The organism is Candidatus Zixiibacteriota bacterium (assembly GCA_035380245.1).
In the GTDB taxonomy this organism is placed as follows: Bacteria; Zixibacteria; MSB-5A5; order GN15; family FEB-12; genus DAOSXA01.
Genome location: DAOSXA010000004.1, coordinates 1 through 18,869, shown reverse-complemented (window position 1 = coordinate 18,869; position 18,869 = coordinate 1). Strand labels below are relative to the sequence as shown.

Sequence of the window (18,869 nt, the reverse complement as noted above, 5' to 3'; positions counted from 1 at the left end):
CCGGGGCCAACGTTAACTTGCGAACTGTTCGTGGGAGCTTATTAAAAAAGCCGCCCGCCGGTTCAGGCGGACGGCTTTGACGTTTTAAGCCGTGGTCGACTTGAAAATCAACCGGCCTTCTTCTTTTCAGAATGGGTTATGATCTTGGGCTTTTTGCCGTTTTTGATCGTGGCGGCCGTGATAACAATCTCGGCTGTCTCGGGCATCGACGGCGCATCGTACATAATGTCCAGCATGGCCGATTCGAAGATAGAACGCAGAGCGCGAGCGCCGGTTTTACGCTCCTGAGCGATCTCGACGGCTGCTTTCAGGGCGGCCTTATCGAATTTCAGCTTGATCCCTTCCATCTCGAGCAGCTTGGCATACTGCTTGGTAAGGGCGTTTTTCGGCTCGGTGAGAATGCTGAGGAGAGCTTCTTCCGAGAGCGGTTTCAATGCGGCTGAGACCGGGATACGCCCGACCAATTCCGGGATCAGACCGAAGTTGATCAGATCGACCGGCAGGACATGGTCGTAAATATCCGGGGAGCTGTCGTTGATATAGGTCTTCTCGGCCTCGAACCCGACCACATTGCGCCCCATGCGACGAGCGATAATTTTATCGAGACCATCGAAAGCTCCGCCGCAGATGAACAGGATATTGCTGGTGTTGATCTGCACGAACGCCTGTTCCGGATGTTTGCGTCCCCCTTTGGGAGGGATATTGGCGACGGTGCCTTCGAGGATTTTGAGCAGACCCTGTTGAACGCCTTCGCCGGAGACATCGCGGGTAATCGAGGGATTGCCGTCCTTGCGGGCGATTTTGTCCAGTTCGTCGATGTAGATAATGCCGCGTTCGGTTTTTTGCTGGCTGAAATTAGCCGCCTGGAAAAGGCGCACCAGGATGTTTTCGACATCCTCGCCGACATAACCTGCCTCGGTGAGCACCGTGGCGTCGGCAATGGTGAACGGTACCTTGAGGAATTTGGCCAGGGTGCGGGCGATCAGGGTTTTACCGGTTCCGGTCGGTCCGAGCATAAGAATGTTGGATTTCTCGAGTTCGACATCGTCGGCATCGGCCTTATGACCGGCAAGTTTCGCCTCGAACTGGGAGTTGATCCGTTTGTAGTGGTTATAAACGGCTACCGCGACAGTTCGTTTGGCATGTTCCTGACCTATTACATACTGGTCGAGGAAATTCTTGATTTCAGCCGGAGTCGGCGGTACCCCGATTGTCTCGGGGGTAGCTGATTCGGGAGCGTTGTGGAGCAGATCACTGCACAGTTCAACGCACTCGTCACAGATAAACGACTCATAACCGGAAAAGAGCCGGCGTACCTGTCCGGCCGGTTTGCCGCAGAATGAACAACGGCGCGGCACCCTGGATTGATCGGTGTCTCGGGGCATGAGATCCTATTCCCGACTCCCGCCGTCGTGACGGGAGCCATTATTACTCCGACTATTTTTCCTGGCGCTGGAACTCGTACACCTTATCAATGATGCCGTATTCCTTAGCCTCTTCCGGTGACATGAAGAAGTTCCGGTCGGTGTCTTTTTCAATTCGTTCCAACGGTTGTCCGGTGTGGTGGACGAGGAGGTCGTTCAGGCGCTTCTTGGTTCGGCTGAACTCCTCGGTCATAATGACGATATCGGAAACCTGTCCCTGAGTGCCGGCCAGCGGCTGGTGAATCATCACGCGGCTGTTCGGCAGGGCGGCCCGTTTTCCTTTGGTTCCTGCCGTGAGCAGGAAAGCGCCCATGGAGGCGGCGATACCCATACAAGTGGTGGTGACATCCGGCTTGATGAACTGCATCGTGTCGTAAATCGCCATGCCGGCCGTTACCGAACCACCCGGTGAGTTGATATACACGAAAATATCTTTCTCGGGGTCTTCCGCTTCGAGGAAGAGCATCTGGGCGATCACCAGGTTGGCCACTTGATCATCGATCGGTGAACCGATGAAGATGATCCGGTCCTTGAGCAGTCGCGAGAATATGTCGTAAGCCCGCTCGCCCCGGCCGGTCTGTTCGACCACCATTGGCACCAGGTAGTTATTCAAAAGCTTGTCGTCCATAAAACCTCACTCGATATCTAACGAATCCTTGTTATCCGGTTCGGTTGTTCTCTCAGCCCTTATTCGGCTCGGTGTGTTCCACCGTTGCTTTTCCGACCAGGAAATCGAGAACTTTTTCCTCCGTAATGGAGTCCTTGATGTCGTCGATTGTACCGGCGTTCGCCAGAGCCTGCTTGGCTTCTTCGACGCTCATCTGGTAGTTGTCGGCAAACATCTTAATCCGATTTTCGACATCAGAGGGCAAAACTTCAATATTTTCTTGCTGGGCAAGCTTTTGCAGGATCATGTTCCAGCGAATTGTGCGTTCTCCGACCGATCGGTAGTTGTCGCGCAGTTTGGTTTCGTCGATTTCACTGTACCGGCGTTTGAAATCCTCAACCACCTTATCGAGATAACTTTCGACCAGGCCGCCCGGAACCGGAATCTCGTTCTGGGTGCACATCTGCTCAATTAGCTGGCCGCGCTTGTTGCGATCATGGTTCTTGTCGATACGGTTTTTCAATTCCTCACGGATTTTTATCCGAAGTTCCAGCACGGTTTCCGCCTGACCGGTCATTTTGGCGAAATCATCGTTGATCTCCGGAAGAATCCGCTCTTTGACATTTTTTACCGTGACGTTGTATTTGATGGAAGCGCCTGCGAATTTCTCGTCCGGGTAGTCCTCGGGATAGACCACCTCGATATCCTTGCTTTCACCGGACTTCATGCCCTGGAGGTTGTCGCGGAATTCGTTCACGGTGGCGGCGTTCTCGAGGTCGATCTCTTCGTCCTCATAAAGGTCCGAGTCGAGAATCAACTGCGGATCGAGGAGTTTTTTCAGGTCGGCGACGACCACATCGCTTTCCTGTACTTCGCGATTGACTACACGCAGTTCCGCGGCGCCCTTGCGCATGGCATCGACGAACTCGTCTACATCCTCGTCTTTGACCTCGATTTTCGGCAGCTTCACCTTGAGATCGTTGTAGACGATGTTGCCGATTTCCGGAAACACTTCTACCTGGGCGGTGTATATGAATGCCCCGGAGTCATCGAAATCGGCCTCGGTTACGGTGGGGTGTGAGGCAACCCGAAGTTGATGCTCCCGCACGGCATCGGGATAGGTCTTGCGGATCAATTCCTCGACTACTTCGGCCTTGACCTGTTGTTCGTACATCCCCTTGATCCGGTCCATCGGGGCCTTGCCCTTGCGGAATCCCTTAAGGGTGACTTCCTTGCGAAGTTGGGCAAACTGCTTCTCCATCTCGCTGTTTACGGCTTCGACCGGGATCTGAACGGTCACCTCGCGGAGGAGGCCTTCAGTTTCCTTGACTTCGGATTTCACTTCATACTCCAGTTATGTCTTGTGTCGCGGCTCAATCGGCCGCACCGTCTTGTTCTTATCAAGCAATACAACCGGGTCAGGAATAGTTCTGTGCCCGGGTCGATATTTATTGCGAAAGGGGGGACTCGAACCCCCATTCCTTGCGGAACTGGATCCTAAATCCAGCGTGTCTACCAATTCCACCACTTTCGCTTGTTTTGCGGGCCGAATATAGCGCCTGGGTGGTTTCAAGTCAAGGTAATGGACAGAGGGCAAAAGCGGGACAAGTTCTCCGAGAGCCAAAGGAAAGCGGGCTCAGAAGAGCCCGCTATAAGTCTTTATGTTCTATCGAACAGCGGCGCTCAAGGACATTGGAGGTCAGGGCCGCCGGTGAACATGTAATTAACCAGGTACACGAGGTCGGCAATGTCCGGTCCCGAACCGTTGCCGTCGACATCACAGACCGGTATGTAAATCGGGGCCGGTCCCTGCTGGAACATATAATCGACGAGGTATACCAGGTCTGTCACATCCGGACCGGAGGAATCGCCGTTGATATCGGCGCATACGGTTACAAAGGCGCCGTATGTTTTATAACTGGCGTATATATCGTTGTTCAGATTCCCCGCTCGCTGGTCTTCCCAGGTGAAGAGGAAATTTCCATTGAACGATGCCAGAGTGGGATAAGATTGAACGGCGCCGGTGGGATCTGCCGATACTTCGATAGGCTCACCCATTATTCTACCGCTAACGGAAAAACGCTGAGCAAAGGTATTTTCATCCTCATCACCGACCGTGTACCAGACTCCCACGAATTCACCCGCGACACCGGGACAGATACGAGCGCTGGGATTGTAATTGACTTCATCATATTCGAAATAACGGAACTGATCGCTCAAAGCAGTTCCCGAAGCATCGTACACCCGAGCCCAGAGACCATAGTATTCTGAATTATAGCCGCCGGTCCAGGCAAAAGCGTAGTTGCCGTTATCATCGACGGCAATATCAGGCGGTATTTCCTCATTGGATGAACTGACCACTCCGAACATGTCATCGCTGACGGTAAAATCACTGCCGCCGGCAATACCCTGAGAATCGTAGAATCGTCCCATTATGTAATAGGCGTCCCAGGGCCAACTGCTTTCTTGTCCCTCGATCCAGGTTACAGCACAGGAGCCATCGGAACGCATCGCAATTCGAGGAGAGAGGAGGAACGACAGCCCGTCCATGCCCAGTCCTATTTCATAACCGACTGAACTGTTTACCTGTTCGGCGCTTCCGATTTTAACTATTGCGGAGTTGAAACGCTGCATGAATACATTACAGATTTCATCTTCGTCGCGATTACGATATACCACCGCAAACGATCCGTCCTGAGCCACGCCGACGTCCGGCCAATAATAACTCAAACTGGTTTCGCCCGCGTATACCAGGAACTCATTGCCGTTAGGGACAAAGTCTTCCCCGTCAAGAACTCGGCCCACAACAGAACGATAGCCCAATCCCTGTCGTTTCACCCAGACGGCAACCAGCCGGCCGTTTTCATTCGATACGATTTCAAGCTGGCTGCAATTGCCCTCACCGGGATCGCTTTGACTTATCTTAAAATTCACGCCCACCGGATTACCGGAGACATCATAACGCTGGCCGTAGACATCGCCGTTCGATGATTCACGGTAGTCAATCCAGGCAACGAGGGCTGTTCCGGATCCGTCGAAGGCTACTACCGGGAAGTTTTGGGTCGCACCGATGTCGTCATGCACTCGTTGGGCGGTAAATAACTCTCCTACGCCAATCTCGTATCCCAGCGTGAAGATATCGTTCGAAAATGTCCCCGGATCGGACAGCCAGGTAATGGCATAGGTGTTGTCGCCAATTGTGGCTGCCGCCATATAAGGTAAAATCTCATCGGGAGCCGAGGGATAGACCTCGATCGGTGAGGCGATCGGCGAGCCATAGGTGTCCATTTCATAGATATTGAAGCCGGTCGCACTAAGAACTCGAATGAGAACGAAGCCGGTCGAGGTGGTAAGAAGATCGCCGTTGGAGGCCGATTGAGCGGCGGTGTTGTTGGCGACAGGTTGACGGGGATTGATGATTGTACCGGAGGTTTCGGCGACCCAGGCATGAGTGCTGTCGTAGGCATAACTGTATCCATTCATGCCTATCTCTTCCCACATCGTCCCTGTCCAGACAACACAAACTCGTCCCGAGGAGTTGATATCCATTACCGGATGTTCTACTTCGTAGCGACCCACGCCCTCGGTATTGTAGGCGAGGTCAATTAGCGTCTCCGGAACAACGGTGGTTAAGGGGTATTGCAACTGGCTGTAGAGGACTGAGGGGTAGTAGTCAACGGCTCCCAACCAACAACAACCGATCACGTCCCCTTCGGTCATTGCTGCCATTGTTGCTTCGTCGGGGTCGATGCTGTGATTCTGGCCGATCTGGAAATTATCACCGACAGTCCCTGTGTTAAAATCGAAATACTGTCCCATCAGGTACTGGACGGTGCCTCCTTCCGGGACGGCAGAAAAGAAAACAATACCATGGCCGGCGTTGTTCATTGCCACCGCAGTATTGAAACCGAAGTTGATCGTTTGACCAATTCCCGACACTTGTATTATATCGTCGGTAGCTGTGCCGGTGTTGTCGTAACGTGCCAGCAGTACATCGCCCGACGAAGTCCACCAGGCAATAGCAATTTGACCGACATCATTCATTGCCACTCCAAGGGGCAGGTTACGCGTGTTTGAACACATTGCGTCTACCCGAATGTTGCCGCCTCTGATCTGACCGTCCGGATCGAATATCTGAAAATAAACAGCCGGATCGTCGCCGCGAAAATCTCGCCAGACAACCACATAGTTGCCGGCGTTGTCGTACGCGGCGTTGACCATATCCTGATCAAACAGACCGGGATAGTTTTCCTCATTTACCATGAAGTCGGAGACCTCAACGGCGAGCAAGGCCGGCGCCGTAGCGAACATGACCAGAACAACCAGAAAATACTTAACGTATTGCATGGTAGCACTCCCTCCTGACGAGGTATGTTGCCGGTTTTGGAGCCATTTTTTCAAGAAGCACACTCCAATTGGCAAGATATTTGGAATTCTAAATGAAACCCTTCGCGCATTTATAAAATACGAAAATTGACCGTGAGGTCAAGGATTAATGGCGTTTTCGGTTGGGGGATAAGAGAAGTGGTCGGGGATAATACCCCGACCACCTATGCTCCGAATTCCGGTTTATCAGGTCTGCCTGTCAGCAGATCCTGAAAAACTAGTACGATTTTGCGAACAGGGCATCGGTCGTGGCCGGAGCGCCGCAAACGACACATTTCCCTTCGGTGCCCGATTGCTCGAACGGCAAACAGCGAATGGTCACTTTCATATCAGCCGCTTTGGCCTCGCATTCCGGATTGTTACAGTATTTGGCCAGAACGAAACCGCCGTGAATTTCCGGTTTCTCCTCGTCTTTGGGCGTAAAGAACTTCACGAAAGTTTCCCAATCGTTGATATCCCGGTAAGTTTGCTGTTCCAGCAGCACCTTGGCTTGATCGTACAAAGTCTGCTGGATGGCTCCAAGGGCGTCGATCACGACGGAATCGAGTTCCGCCCGCTTGACCGTTTCGGCTACTTTGATCGACTGATCTCGGCGAGCCATGAAAACAGCGTCATTCTCGATATCGCGAGGGCCGATCTCCAGGCGGATCGGAGCGCCGCGTTTGACCCATTGCCATTTTTTGTCGATCGGGCGCATGTCGCGGTCATCGAGATATATCCGAACCGGGAAACCGTTCCAGTACAGGTCTTTGAGCGATGACTCCACCTGGCGACAATAAGTCATGATCACATCTTCTTCGCCCGGTTTGTTAAGCATCGGTATGATTACCACCTGCTTCGGGGCGATACGCGGCGGCAGGCGCAGGCCGTTGTCGTCGGCGTGGACCATGATCACGGCTCCGATCATCCGACTCGATACTCCCCAGCTCGTGGTGTAGGCATTTTCCAGGTCGCCTTCGGTGTTGGAGAATTGGATCTCGAACGCCTTGGAAAAATTCTGTCCGAGATAATGTGAAGTGCCTGCCTGGAGCGCCTTGCGGTCCTGCATCATGGCCTCGATGCAATAAGTGTTGACCGCCCCGGGGAAACGCTCGGCGGGAGTTTTTTCACCCGCAATTACCGGAAGAGCCAGTTCATCCTCGGCGAATGAACGATACACTTCGAGCATCTTATAGGTTTCTTTAACCGCTTCGTCGTGAGTCGCATGAGCGGTGTGGCCTTCCTGCCAGAGAAATTCGGTCGTGCGAAGGAAAATCCGAGGGCGCATTTCCCAGCGAACGACATTGGCCCACTGGTTAATCAGCAGCGGCAGGTCGCGGTAAGACTGAATCCATTTGGCGAACGACCGTCCGATGATCGTCTCCGAAGTCGGACGCACGATCAGCGGTTCTTCCAGTTCGCCGGTCGGGACCAGTCGTCCGTCTTTTTCCACCAGCCGGTGATGCGTTACCACGGCGCATTCCTTGGCGAAACCCTCGACATGCCCCGCTTCTTTTTCAAGGAAACTCAGGGGAATGAAAAGCGGGAAATAAGCATTTTCGTGTCCGGTCTCTTTGATTCGCTGGTCGAGGCCGTTTTTTATCAGCTCCCAGATTCCATAGCCCCAGGGCTTTATCACCATACAGCCGCGGACGTGCGACATCTCGGCCATATCGGCTGCTTTGATCACCTGCTGATACCACTCGGGATAATCATCTTCACGAGTCGGTGAAATTGCTGTCTGCTGTTTCTTTGCGCTCACGATTCGGTCCAACGTCGGTTTGAGTTTGGCGGCGGAAGTCTCCGACAGCCCCAGGGCTTTTTCGGCCAGTTCCCGCCCGGTTCGATTAGACTCGACTATAAGATGCAAAGCCGGTTCAGACAACGAAAAAAACCGATCCGGGCGAACGGAGTACGGGCGACACGAAGCCGCCTGCTACGTGAGGGCGGGGATTTTCAGACGCTTAGCCGGGGGGCTTGTTTCACCGCTGGATATCAGCCTGCGCAGAATTCTCCAAAATCTCCCCTTACAAACGCTAAAGTCCCTAATCGGCGGGCCGATGAAATAAGTAGATGTTGCAAAATGAAACGACAGGGAAACATGGATACGTTTGAGTTTCAAAATGAAGCGGCGTTTGCGGACACGGCCTGGTCAACGGCCGATCTGCGTGGTGCCGCCGAATCGCTCGTCGTGAGCGATACGGAGCAGGTAACACTGCTCATGCTCGGTCTGACTCGTCGCGGTCGACTGACTGAGCCGGAAATGGCCTGGCTCGATTCTATTGCCCCGCGCGATCATCTGACTTTCCTGGTACAGGGGGACAATTATCTGCATCCGCAGGATTTGCCTCTCTTTCCGTTGGAGCTGATCGATGCTGCCGTAACTCAGGGCGGCATGGCTCAATTCTCACATCGCTATCGTCCTCAGCACGGTTCCTTGGCCGGACAAAGCTATGAGATACGCACGGCCGTGATCGGTGAAAATGAGCGAGGTCCGCTGGTGCTGGGTTTGTTCGGTCCCGAAAGATCGGCACAGACAGACCTGTTGGATCAGCAGTTCGGCGATGTGATCCGCCGCTTCCGGGAAGGATTCGCAACGGCGCTGACACTCAACCGTGCGGCCGACCTGACCTGGGTCGATAACAAGGCTGAGTTGCTTCTGGCCGGTCGCTCCGGCAGAGTGATCGACCTCAGTCCGGCTGCCGCCCAGATTCTCCCGAAGGCTGAAAATCGCCTGATCGGGCGAACTTTTGACCAGCTCGAAAATCTGCTGGCCGAGTTGATTCCCGGTCGCAAGTTGACGCTCCGGAATATCGACCAGGCGCCGGTGCCGGTAACGATTCTGACCTTAACGGTGAAGAAGGAGTCGGCCCCGACCGGTTCGGGATTGTCGCAGTCGCCGCTCCTGGCTGATTGTCGTAATCGTCTTCAGGATATTTCCGACGGTGTCGGCAGGCTTGAAGAGATGGTCTATTCTGAAGAATCCCAGGAAGAACTGCAGCAGATCGAGAATCATGCCGGAGTGTTGATCGACAGGCTGAATGATTTATCGATCCTGTTCGATTGTGACCGTCTCCCGGTTAGCCGGGTAAGTGTCGCGAATGCTATCGAGGCCGCCTGCGAACAGATTGATCCCTGGTTGCGCCCCAGCGGTCGAGTCGCGGTGGAGATGCATCAGCCCAATCTGTCGGTTGAAGCTCCCGGTGAAGCTCTGGTTGTGTTGATCAAATCTGCGCTGGGAGGACATCTCGCCTGCCACGGGACCGCCGGTGTGACGGTCGTAAAGGTGACCGGCGATGGCTCCACGAAACCGGTTTCGATCTCGCTCGTTACCGAGAATCCGGGAAAAGGTGATCAGGATCGACAGGAATGCCTTCATGACCTGGCGCGTCGTATGGCCGACAAACTGGGGATTGACATGGTGGAGTCGGAGCAACCTCGCATAAACGTTAAGACGAAACTCAATTTCAAGCAGACGGCATAGATATGTTGGACGATAGAAAGACAACTCAGACAATACTAATTGCCTGTCGGCAAAATTACTCGAATCAACAACTTGTACAAACACTTCGGGGACCAGGACGTACGATTGTTACGATCGAAAGCCTCGAAGAGAAGCAGAAACTGCCGGTCGATATAGTTCTTACCGACTCGCAGGAGCTTGATAATATCAAAGCTCTTCAGACTTCCGGCCGAATCGTGTCGGACCTGTTTTCCGAGACGTTGCTGTTGAGCGACGACATTCCTGACGTAACTCATCGTTGGCAATTGCGGCCGATTGGATTTAATCATGAAGCACACGATCTTGAGCTGATTGTCGATCAGGCCCTGGAAAATATCCGTCTCAATCGCGAAGTGATACAATTGCGCGAGACGGTGGCGCAATCTTATGGGTTCGATAATATCGTCGGTATCTCCAAACATATCGAACAACTCAAAGAAACCGCCGCACGCCTGGCCCCAACCGATATTGCCCTGCTTATTCAGGGAGGGCCCGGCACCGGTAAGAAATTGCTGGCGCATGCCATTCACCATCATTCCGAGCGACGCAACGGACCGTTCGTATCGATCGATCTGAGTGCGGTCCCGGTTCGTTTGTTGAAACGGGACTTGTTCGGGATCGAGGACGATGACCTGCCGATGTCCGGTCGCAAGAGCCTTGTCGAACAGGCCGACGGCGGTACGTTGTTGCTCGAAGAAGTCAGCCAGGTACCGCTCGATATGCAAACCGTGCTGGCTGATTTCCTTCAGGATTTCCGTCTGCCGGAGGGACATGCCGAAGCGGGACGCAAACTTGATGTGCGGGTGATTTCATCGACCGACCAGGTGTTGACCTCAATGGTTCGGGACGGCGAGTTCGAACAACGATTACTCGATCGGTTGAGTGTGATCCCGATCAAAATGGCCACGCTGGCCGAACGAAGCGAGGATATCGAAATCCTGACCGATTATTTTCTGCGTCGTATTTGTCGAGACCTTGACCGACCCACGCTGTTCATCACTCGTGAAGCGGTTGACCGCCTGCTGGCTTATTCCTGGCCCGGCAATGTTCGCGAATTGGAAAACTGCCTGCGCCGAGCGGCCACGCTTTGCAAAGACGATACCCTCGATGTGCGCGATATCACTTTCCTCGGGGTGGAGGGACCTTCGATCGAGGAACATTATGATGTCATGAATACGAGAGTGGTGGATCGAGGCAAACGCGGACTACTCGATACCAATCAACGTTCGGTGATCGAACAGGCTCTCGACGAAAATGACTGGAATTTCACCCAAACCGCACAAGAGCTGGGTATCGGTCGTACCACCCTCTGGCGCAAGGTGAAGAAATACAAACTGACACGAAGTTCATCACTCGAAAACGTCTAGGGGGATGTATAAGCAACGATGAATGATCTGAAGGACGGAACTTTCGATATCGCTTCCTTGCCGGTGCTGGCCGAAGAAGATGGTCCGTCGCGCGAGCCGCGTTTTCGGGATCGCGGCGATTTGTCCGAGACATTCTTCTCGATCACGCGTGAGTTGAGCAAGAAGTACGATATCGACAAAGGGGTGCTGGTACTGCGTCACGATCAGGACGGCAAACTGGCGGCTATTTCAACCTGGCAACGCGGCTTTGGCCGCGACGGCCTCGCGCTGAATCTCCCGACCGAGGCCTCTCTCCTTGAGAAGGTGGCGGAGGACGGGCGCATTTACACCGAGGAGTTCAGCGGCAGTTTCAGCGGGAATTTTTTCGAACGTAAACTCCTGCTGGACGACGACACCAGGTCGTTCGTGGTGCAGCCGCTCAAATCCGATGGGCGCGTGCTCGGATTGATGGGTTTTTCATCGACCCAGCCCTGTGCTTTTGCCATGTTCGAGGAGGGAACGGTCGACCGTCTGGCCGATCAACTGGGCGCCCTGATCCAGCGTAAAATCTGTTATTGACGGCCGCTTTCAGCGGTTTTGTTGAGCCTCGCGATGCAGTCGCTCACGAGCGCGATTGTGCTCGGCGTTGGTACGCGAGAAAACATGCTTTCCCCGATTATCAGCCACGAAGAAGAAGTAATCGGTTTCAGCCGGATGCAGGATGGCTATGATTGAAGCCAATCCCGGTGAATTAATGGGCGTCGGCGGCAAGCCTTTGTGCAGATAGGTGTTGAACGGTGTCTCGCGTTCGAGATCTTTCAGGTACAACGGTCGATCAAGCCCCCCCAGGCCGTAGATGACGGTCGGGTCGGCATCCAGTTTCCAGTCCAGACGCAGACGATTGAGATAAACCGACGCGATCGTGTCCCGGTCGGAATCGAGTCGGGCTTCCGCCTCCACGATCGAAGCCAGCTTGATTACATCCTCCCATTCCAACTCCAGCGGCGTTTCGTACACTTGCAGCGAATCGGTTTGAGCACGGAACATCAGCACCATTTCCGCCGCGACATCACGTACTTCGCTGCCCCACGGGATAAAATAGGTCTCGGGGAAAAGGTAGCCCTCAACCGACGGCAGGCCCAGTTCCGAAAGGAAATTCCGGTCATCGTTGAGCGATACGAACTCGGTCGAATCCAGTTCCAGGGCTCGGCTCACGAGTGAGGCAACCTGCCGGATCGTGGCTCCCTCCGGGACGGTCAGCTTGATCCGCACGAAATTGGATTTACGAAAGATTTCCAGAACCGAAGCGCATGAATTCTTGCCGGTGAAATCGTAACGACCGGGGGTGAGTTTGCGGTCAACGCCCGTCAGTCGCGCCGGCAGTTTAAGCCAGAAAGATCCGGCAACGACCCCGGAATCTACCAGCCGATTGGCCGTAGCGCTGAAGCCGTCACCGGGGGCAACGATTAACGAAACGTTTCTGTTGCCGAGGTCGACCGTCGACCAATATCCATAGGCTGCCCAGACGATAACGATCGCGATAACTATCAGAGCTAAAACCGTAATCTTACCGGTGATTTTATTCATATCGTTTGTTCATCCAGGTAACGTTGAAGAATGATTACCGCCGCCAGGCGGTCGATACGTCTTTTATCCTTGCCGGTTTTCTGGCCGTGGGCATGGATGATCGAGGCCGCTTCCTGCGATGAATGACGTTCGTCGACCAGGTGAATTGGGCCTTCGTAGATGCTTCGCAGTTCTTCCACGAAGCGGTCAATCTGTCGACATTTCTCACTCTTGTCGCCGGATGCGAGCAAAGGGTAACCTACGATTAACGCCCGGGGGTGATGTTCCGCGAACTGTTCCTGCAATTGCTTCAGAGCATCTTTTCGCGAGTGAACCTCGAGCGTCACCAGCGCTGAGGCGATCAACCCGGTCGGATCGCTTTTGGCAAGACCGATGCGACGTTCGCCGTAGTCGATACCTATATATGTTTTGTCGGGATCGGAAATCATGCCGCCAAGGTAGGCTGTTGAGATTGATCTGTCAAAAAGAATGAATCGAGAAGTCGACAGCCGGATCAGGTCTTACGTTCTTTTTTCTCGGCGGCCGGGAAGAGGACATTGTTCAGAAGCAGTCGATAACCGGGGGAGTTTTTATGCAATTTCAGATCAGTCGGCGGATCGTTGACCATGTGTCGGTAATCCTCCGGGTCGTGGCCGGACAGGAACGTAAACGTCCCCCGGCCGAGGTCCCCGTGGATGTAACGTACTTCGTCGTAATTATCCGGTTGTCCCAGCACGACTACGAATTTTTTGAGTAATGATTTACGAAATCCGGTCGTTTGACCCATGAACCCGTCGACGGTGTTGGTGTGACACTGCGTGAGCATGGTCGGCACCGGGTCCAGCTTGGCCGCAAAATCAAACAAGTAGAAAAAGTCGTCATCTTCGTTGACGAAACGAACCAGGCGGTCGGGGTAGGTGTCGATATCGCTGTGACGGTATTGCAAAGGATTGAAGTCAGGGGTAAAATTCTCGAAAGCGAACGTTTTACTGTAATCCAGCTTGCTCATTGCATCGGGATCGACCGGGTCCCCGTCGAACTCTCTCGGAACGATGTCGGTGTTTTCGGCCGCCAGAGCGATATCGATCGTCTCCGGTGCGGAGCACATGCTGAACAAAAAGCCGCCGCGTCGGACGTAATCGTAGATCGTACGGGCGACATCGAGTTTCATGTCCGAAACTTTGGTATAACCCAGCTTGGCTGCCATTTGTTCGTTTACTTCCACATCGGCCTGATACCAGACGGCATTGCGATAGGCACCGTAGAACTTGCCGTATTGCCCGGTGAAATCCTCGTGGTGGCAATGCAGCCAGTCGTAGTTCTCCAATTCCCCGGCAAGGACTTCCTCATCCCAAACGACATCATAGGCGATCTCAGCATAGGTCAGCGCCAGAGTCACGGCATCGTCCCAGGGCTGGCTCGACGGTGGAGAGTAAACGGCTATCTTGGGGGCTTTCCGGAGTTCGACTCGCTCCATGTTTTCCACTTCGATCTGACGCATGATATCGGCCACCTGGCCGGAGGTGACCTCCTCGTAATTCACACCCATCATCAGACACATACTCATAGTGGCTTCGGTCCGGTCGAGCAAAAACGATCCGTTACGGTAGTTAAGCAGCCATTGGGCCGTTTGTCCCTGCTGGAGAACCTTGAACGTTACACCATAAGCTTTGAGGTGATCGGTCTGAGTCTGATCCATCGGGATCAACAGGGAGGTGGCCGACAAATTGGCGGCCAGCAGGAGCGTGATTATAATCGTAACGAGTTTCATATTAGTTTTATACTAAGAAATAAGAACAATCGGGCAACATTTGTTTTTGCCGGCGGACCATTTCTAAATTTCCCCTACCGTTCGATTTGAAGGGCGGCCAGAAACGCTTCCTGAGGAATTTCAACCGATCCGACCTGCTTCATACGGCGTTTTCCTTCGCGCTGTTTTTCGAGGAGCTTTCTCTTTCGGGTAATATCACCGCCGTAACATTTGGCCGTGACGTTCTTACGCAGCGGCCGCACCGTGGCTCGACTGATAATGCGGCCGCCGATAGCTGCCTGCAACACCACCTCGAACATCTGGCGCGGGATCAGCTTGCGCAGCTTCTCGTTCAGGTTCAAACCCCAGCGATAGGCTTTGTCGCGATGAATAATAACCGAGAGGGCATCGACCGATTCGCCGTTGACGAGAATATCGAGTTTAACGACATCGGACCGCTTGTAAAACGGGATTTCATAGTCAAACGAGGCATACCCGCGGGTAACCGATTTCAGCTTGTCGTAGAAGTCAAAAATTATCTCCGACAGGGGGAACTCATACGTCATACTGACCCGGCTGGTGGTGAGATATTCGGTTGTTTTGTATTCACCTCGGCGCTCCGTACCGAGGCGCATGATCGCCCCAATATACTCGGCCGGGACGATGATCTGTGATTTGACGTACGGCTCCTCGATAAACTCCGTCTCCGATGCCGGCGGCATGCCGGCGGGCGAGTCGACATTAATGATCGAGCCATCGGTTTTGTGCACCCGATATTGTACGTTCGGGACGGTGTTGATCGTGACCTGATCGTATTCGCGGGCGAGACGTTCGGTTACGATTTCCATGTGCAGCAGACCGAGGAATCCCACCCGGAAACCGAATCCCAACGCTACCGAGGATTCCGGAGTGAAATCGAGCGAGGAGTCGTTCAACTTCAGTTTTTCCAGAGCGTCCCGCAGTTCGGCGAAATTTTCCGCCACGGCCGGGTAGATGCCCGAGAAGACCATCGGTTTGACATTGATGAATCCCGGCAGCGGTTTGTCGGCCGGTCGGTCGACGGTCGTAATCGTGTCGCCGATACGAGTGTCGCCGACATTTTTAATCGAGGCGTAAAAATAACCGACTTCACCGGCGGCCAGTTCCGAGGTTGGGTATCCCTCCAGTCGCCGGAATCCGACCTCGTCCACGTCATAAGTAAGCTTGGTGGCAAAAAAGCGAATTTTATCGCCGGGTTTCAAGCGGCCGTTGATTACCCGAATGAACGGCATCGCCCCGCGATAGCTGTCAAACACCGAGTCGAACACCATCGCCTGAAGCGGTTTGTCGGGATCACCGGACGGCGGCGGGATGACTTTTACGATCTGTTCCAACAACCGATCAACCCCGATTCCGGCCTTGGCCGACACCGGGATTACCTCCTCCGGTTTGCAACCAATCAGGTCTACGATTTCCGCCGTGACCTCTTCGGGACGGGCGTTGGGCAGGTCGATCTTATTGACCACCGGAAGAATCTCCAGGTCGTTTTCCATGGCGAGGTAGAGATTGGTCAGAGTCTGGGCTTCGATTCCCTGGGAAGCATCCACCACCAGGATCGCTCCCTCACAGGCGGACAGCGCTCGGCTGACCTCGTAAGTGAAATCGACATGGCCGGGAGTGTCGATCAGGTTGAACATATAATCGATCCCGTCCTGGGCGCGATACATGAGCCGGATGGCGTGAGCTTTGATCGTAATGCCGCGCTCCCGCTCGAGGTCCATCGTGTCGAGCACCTGGTTTTTCATCAGGCGGTCGGAGATAGTCCGGGTAAGCTGGAGCATCCGGTCGGCCAGGGTCGATTTGCCGTGGTCGATATGGGCGATAATCGAGAAATTACGAATGTGACTCAGCTTGCTCATGTTTTCTTTTTCCGCTTTGGTCAGACATATCGGCAGGTTGTGAGGAATCCGTCAGGCGACCGAAAATGCTGCCCACAGGCAGGCGAAGATACCGCCGGGGGATCATTTTGTCAAATGGAGTTGGTTACGACAGACGTTTATAAGGATTTATCGGATAACCCAAAAAACGCTATTTCGCCATGTATGTTTCCAGTTTGGCGCGGAAGTCGGTTTTGTTGATATCCGCATCGAGGATACCGTTGTAGGCGATTGATATTTTGTGCGTTTCCTCGGAGATCACGACCACGACCGCGTCGGAAACCTCGGAAACCCCGATTGCCGCCTTATGGCGCATGCCGAACAGCTTGCGATAACGCATGTTGGAGGTCAACGGCAATGAGGCCGCGGCGGCCACGATAAGATCACCGGAAACGATCACGGCGCCGTCGTGGAGAGGGGTGTAGGGGGTAAACAATGTTACCAGCAATTCCCAGGAGATTTCGGAGTTGATCATTTTGCCGGACTCGGCGAAATTCCGCAGACCGGTGTTGCGTTCGATCACGATCAGTCCGCCGTAGCCGAGATCGGACAACCGAGTTACGGCCCGGTTGACTTCCTCGATGGATTTACGGTGCTGGACCGCCATGAAGCGACGGAAAAACCGGTTTTGACCCATTTGCGCCAGAACCCCGCGCAACTCCGGCTGGAAGACTATCACCAGCACCACCAGGCCGAACGGGGCAAGAGTGGAGTAGAGCCAGGTCAGTCCCTGGAGCTGGAACCAATAAGCCACGAACGCGGTCAGGGCGATCAACGACAGGCCGACGATAATCTGGGCCGAGCGGGTCCCCTTGACCAGTTTCAGAACCTGATAGATGATGAAGCCGACGATCATGACGTCGACCGCATCCTTCAGGCCGAACGAAATGAAATCATACCGAAACAAGGTCATAGCTTGCTTCTCACCCCTTGTACCACTTTAAGAGCCTCAACCGTTTCAGGAACATCATGCGCCCGTACGAGACTAGCGCCGTCCATAACCGCAATAACCGCAGCGGCAATCGATCCCCCCAGCCGGTCGCTGGCGAGACGTTCGGAATCATGGAGCATCCCGATGAAACTTTTGCGCGAGGCGGCGATCATCACAGGAACCTTCAATCGGCAAAAATCACCGAACCGGGCCAGAATATGGAGATTGTCTTCGAGTCGCTTGCCGAAACCGATGCCGGGATCGATGATAATCTGTTCGCGAGCAATACCGTGCTGCTCTGCCAGGTTGATGCGTCGCTCGAAAAAGTCACATATCTCCGTAACGCAGTCATCGTAATGCGGATTAATCTGCATCTCTTTCGGAGTCCCCTGCATGTGCATCAGTACCACCGGCGCTCCGGATTTGGCCATAAGGCTCACCATGTTGGTATCGAAGCGCATCGCGGAGATATCGTTGACGATATCCGCACCGGCCTTGAGCGCTGCCGAGGCGACGGATGATTTGTAGGTGTCGATCGAAATCGGAATATCGGATAAATCTCGCAGTCGTTCGATCACCGGTATGACCCGTTGCAACTCGACTTCTTCCTCGACCGGCTCTGCTCCGGGACGAGTCGACTCGCCGCCGATATCGATTATATCCGCGCCCTGTTCTTCCATGCGCAGGGCATGTTCCACCGCCTTGTCGACCGTGGCATAAAGACCGCCGTCGGAGAACGAATCCGGTGTCACGTTCAGGATACCCATAACGTGCGGACGGGTCAGGGTAATCTGACGCCCGCGGGACAGCCGAATGACTTTGTTGCCGTCGTTGTTTTTTTTGAAGCTGTTTTCTTTCATGCCGCCTCTGTTTCTATATAACGGCTTTCTATGGACAAAAATCAAGCGACAAAGACATATACGCTCCACAAACAACTTGCTGTCGCATTATTGTTAAGATATTGTGGGATTTACGTTAAACCCGTATCACCGGAGATCTGCCATGCGACGAAAAGACCGCGAAATCACAAATCCCACCGTTATAGCGGAGATCATCCGCAAGGCCGAAGTTTGCCATATCGGTCTGTGCGATGAGGGGGAGCCTTATGTTCTGCCGGTCAATTTCGGCTATCGCGATCGCATTATCTATATCCATTGCGCCCATGAGGGGCGGAAGCTCGATATTATCCGTCGCAATCCGAGAGTCTGCGCGGTATTCGATATTGACCACGAGCTGGTCAGGGGGGAGGAGGCGGTTAAGTGGAGCTGGAAATACCGCTCGGTGATAGCGTTCGGGACGGCTGAAATTCTGGCCGATGATGATCTGACCGGCAAGACCGAGGCGCTCGATATTTTGATGAGTCAGTACAGCGATAAAAGCTGGACCTATCCGGAGAAGACGTTGCTACGAACGGGGATCATCCGTATCACGATCGACCGCATGACCGGCAAAGCCCACGAGT

General features: G+C 53.8%; 15 protein-coding genes and 1 tRNA gene. 4 read left to right on the top strand and 12 right to left on the bottom strand.

Annotated elements, in window-relative coordinates:
* Positions 1 to 107 precede the first annotated feature (107 nt).
* From clpX to proS, 6 genes are all read right to left on the bottom strand, one after another.
* On the bottom strand, positions 108 to 1,385 hold the full coding sequence (clpX, locus tag PLF13_13480; protein ID HOP08286.1) for an ATP-dependent Clp protease ATP-binding subunit ClpX: 1,278 nt from the start codon (positions 1,383 to 1,385) through the stop codon (positions 108 to 110).
* A 52-nt stretch (positions 1,386 to 1,437) separates the two neighbouring features.
* Positions 1,438 to 2,052 carry an ATP-dependent Clp endopeptidase proteolytic subunit ClpP gene (clpP, locus tag PLF13_13475; protein ID HOP08285.1) on the bottom strand — a complete coding sequence of 205 codons (615 nt, stop codon included), beginning with the start codon at positions 2,050 to 2,052 and terminating at the stop codon, positions 1,438 to 1,440.
* Between the two features lie 52 nt (positions 2,053 to 2,104).
* The gene (tig, locus tag PLF13_13470; GenBank protein ID HOP08284.1) at positions 2,105 to 3,373 is read right to left on the bottom strand and encodes a trigger factor; all 1,269 of its coding nucleotides are present in this window, start codon (positions 3,371 to 3,373) and stop codon (positions 2,105 to 2,107) included.
* Between the two features lie 110 nt (positions 3,374 to 3,483).
* Positions 3,484 to 3,565: transfer RNA gene (locus tag PLF13_13465), tRNA-Leu, on the bottom strand.
* 149 nt (positions 3,566 to 3,714) lie between these two features.
* Positions 3,715 to 6,378 carry a hypothetical protein gene (locus PLF13_13460; protein ID HOP08283.1) on the bottom strand — a complete coding sequence of 888 codons (2,664 nt, stop codon included), beginning with the start codon at positions 6,376 to 6,378 and terminating at the stop codon, positions 3,715 to 3,717.
* A gap of 256 nt (positions 6,379 to 6,634) precedes the next feature.
* A complete protein-coding gene (proS, locus tag PLF13_13455) occupies positions 6,635 to 8,158 on the bottom strand; it encodes a proline--tRNA ligase (GenBank protein ID HOP08282.1) in 1,524 nt (507 codons plus the stop codon).
* 321 nt (positions 8,159 to 8,479) lie between these two features.
* Between proS and PLF13_13450 the strand changes: the two genes are divergently transcribed.
* The 3 genes from PLF13_13450 to PLF13_13440 are packed head-to-tail and all read left to right on the top strand — an operon-like array spanning position 8,480 to position 11,823.
* Positions 8,480 to 9,880: a hypothetical protein gene (locus PLF13_13450; GenBank protein HOP08281.1), complete on the top strand. Its 1,401-nt coding sequence runs from the start codon at positions 8,480 to 8,482 to the stop codon at positions 9,878 to 9,880.
* A gap of 2 nt (positions 9,881 to 9,882) precedes the next feature.
* Positions 9,883 to 11,265, top strand: a complete 1,383-nt coding sequence (locus PLF13_13445; GenBank protein HOP08280.1) for a sigma 54-interacting transcriptional regulator — start codon at positions 9,883 to 9,885, stop codon at positions 11,263 to 11,265.
* A gap of 18 nt (positions 11,266 to 11,283) precedes the next feature.
* Complete coding sequence (locus tag PLF13_13440) at positions 11,284 to 11,823, top strand: GAF domain-containing protein (protein HOP08279.1); 540 nt, start codon at positions 11,284 to 11,286, stop codon at positions 11,821 to 11,823.
* Between the two features lie 9 nt (positions 11,824 to 11,832).
* Here PLF13_13440 and mltG read toward each other — a convergent pair whose 3' ends face one another.
* The 6 genes from mltG to folP form a co-directional block, all read right to left on the bottom strand.
* Positions 11,833 to 12,831: an endolytic transglycosylase MltG gene (gene mltG / locus PLF13_13435; GenBank protein HOP08278.1), complete on the bottom strand. Its 999-nt coding sequence runs from the start codon at positions 12,829 to 12,831 to the stop codon at positions 11,833 to 11,835.
* The gene (gene ruvX / locus PLF13_13430) at positions 12,828 to 13,259 is read right to left on the bottom strand and encodes a Holliday junction resolvase RuvX (protein ID HOP08277.1); all 432 of its coding nucleotides are present in this window, start codon (positions 13,257 to 13,259) and stop codon (positions 12,828 to 12,830) included. The genes mltG and ruvX overlap by 4 nt, the downstream gene beginning before the upstream one ends.
* A 65-nt stretch (positions 13,260 to 13,324) precedes the next feature.
* The gene (locus PLF13_13425; GenBank protein HOP08276.1) at positions 13,325 to 14,581 is read right to left on the bottom strand and encodes an asparagine synthetase B; all 1,257 of its coding nucleotides are present in this window, start codon (positions 14,579 to 14,581) and stop codon (positions 13,325 to 13,327) included.
* Positions 14,582 to 14,655: 74 nt separating this feature from the next.
* Positions 14,656 to 16,458, bottom strand: a complete 1,803-nt coding sequence (gene lepA / locus PLF13_13420) for a translation elongation factor 4 (protein ID HOP08275.1) — start codon at positions 16,456 to 16,458, stop codon at positions 14,656 to 14,658.
* Positions 16,459 to 16,627: 169 nt separating this feature from the next.
* Positions 16,628 to 17,389: a diadenylate cyclase CdaA gene (cdaA, locus tag PLF13_13415; GenBank protein ID HOP08274.1), complete on the bottom strand. Its 762-nt coding sequence runs from the start codon at positions 17,387 to 17,389 to the stop codon at positions 16,628 to 16,630.
* Positions 17,386 to 18,267, bottom strand: a complete 882-nt coding sequence (gene folP, locus PLF13_13410) for a dihydropteroate synthase (GenBank protein HOP08273.1) — start codon at positions 18,265 to 18,267, stop codon at positions 17,386 to 17,388. Before folP ends, cdaA begins: the two co-directional genes overlap by 4 nt.
* A 142-nt stretch (positions 18,268 to 18,409) precedes the next feature.
* Between folP and PLF13_13405 the strand changes: the two genes are divergently transcribed.
* Positions 18,410 to 18,869 (top strand): pyridoxamine 5'-phosphate oxidase family protein (locus tag PLF13_13405; GenBank protein HOP08272.1); only part of this gene is annotated, 460 nt, incomplete at its 3' end.